The organism is Cellvibrio sp. OA-2007 (assembly GCF_000953825.1).
GTDB lineage: Bacteria > Pseudomonadota > Gammaproteobacteria > Pseudomonadales > Cellvibrionaceae > Cellvibrio.
The window spans coordinates 1-1,760 of record NZ_BBUL01000042.1 but is presented as its reverse complement, the minus strand read 5'-3'; the positions used below and the strand labels follow the sequence as shown (position 1 = coordinate 1,760).

Genomic DNA, 1,760 nt, shown 5'->3' with positions numbered 1-1,760 from the left:
GCCGCGAGTTCATCGCGGCGCGCTTTTTTAATTAGGAGATAGTCAAATAATCCAGGCCACGCCATAAGTGACATCACTATGGATCTTCACTGAACCGGAGATCAGTCCCTGAATGCCCCCTCGTAGGTAAATTTGTATAAATTATCATAGTAATTGCTAACTTCAGAAGGAACGGTGTTATCAAACTCATCCAATCCCAACGCAAAGCGTTTCTGCTGAATTTCATCGTAAAGCTCTTTGCCGCGTTGCTTTATCGCTTTTTTATCTTCTTCCGTGAGCTGTATATTGTGTTTTTTAATGAAGTCATTCTGAAGCACTATTTGACTGTATCGATCCCCTCTTTGTGCACCCATTTCATAAACTGCAAAAATCTCATTAACCAACGCATTACTTTCATCGCCTGCTTCCACCTTTTCTTCATAAGCTCCTTCAAGTTCGAGCCCCAAGCTCATAACCGCTTCAGTCGAACCCATTGCTAACGCCTTGTATATTTCACCAGTTCGCGCATCACCATAAGAGCGCCGAATTAGCTCTGATTGCGCCAAGAGATCACCGCTATCGATCATAATTTTGAGAGATGGAATATCTAAGCTTTTATATTCCCCCAGTTTTTGCCTATCCTTAGACAAGTAACCCCGGTCCTGTTCCCATTTACGAACAACCTCTTCTTCTGCAGGTGTTCCTGCAACACCTCCACTATCCCAACGTGGTTTTTCCTCGCTAGCCTGTGCGTGATCTTGAGTTTTATTATCTTGTAAATGGGAAGAAGCACTGCTTGCACTTAAATTAGAAAAACTATTCATCGAGCCTTCTTTTTGATGCAGTACTTTTTGATCCACCGGCAGATCACTTTGAAAAGTGACATAAATCGAGACTGATACTGCCAAAACTATAAACCCAATCAATGAAAATTTTTTCATCCAAAACTCCCTAATAAAAAATGCACCTAATACAAGGTGCATTCTAAAATTCGCCTACTAATAACAAAAACCTGACTGTACTTTTTTGTTAGAAAAAATGGCATCGCAACTTGCAAGTGCAGCGTCCTTATAGGCATCTGTAACACGATAACAATCATCCTTGTTATCAAACGTATAGGTTACCGCCACATTGCCATTGATGATTTTTCCGTCAGCGCCGATTTGACCGGTAGTTGTATAGCTTTTCGCTGTTGTACATTGACTAACAGCACCTGCATTTATGGAAAGAACATCCAACCTGCAAGTATCTCTATCTGCCTTTAATTGCGCACAATATTTCTTTTTAGCAAGATCCGCCCTGTAATTACTATACTCCGAACCTGCTGTTTGCGACGCCGCCCCTGCGGAAATGCCATTTACCATGTAGTTCCAATCACCAAAGCTTAACGGTTCATAATTAATGGGGGTACCGTAAGTCGTCGTCTCTTCGATTTGAGCAAAACTTGCACATGATAAAAAACAACTGACGACTAGCACAACAAAACCAAATACTTTTTCCATAAAATAGACTCCAAAAATAGCAAAAAATTACTGTTAAATAATTATGCGGCTGAAAGAAAGAAGAAACCTGCCGACCTGACTTAGAATTTACATTCACTCCCTTGCCAAAATCGCAGCAGTACGTTACCCCCCCCCGGAAGGAGTAAAGCTACACATTTAAGCGTCACAGGGTTCTTTAATTTGAAAATATTTTTATTTTTATTTGCAATAAATATTTATTTTTTATATCCACCCACAAGAAATTCACCTATAAAAAAGCGCGCCGCGAGTTCATCGCGG

Annotated in this window: 2 protein-coding genes; both read right to left on the bottom strand. The window is 40.6% G+C overall.

The window, feature by feature from the left end:
* Positions 1-101: 101 nt before the first annotated feature.
* Positions 102-920: a hypothetical protein gene (locus tag AWU77_RS02180; RefSeq protein ID WP_062058589.1), complete on the bottom strand. Its 819-nt coding sequence runs from the start codon at positions 918-920 to the stop codon at positions 102-104.
* A 57-nt stretch (positions 921-977) separates the two neighbouring features.
* A complete protein-coding gene (locus tag AWU77_RS02175; protein WP_062058586.1) occupies positions 978-1,481 on the bottom strand; it encodes a hypothetical protein in 504 nt (167 codons plus the stop codon).
* Positions 1,482-1,760: the final 279 nt, after the last annotated feature.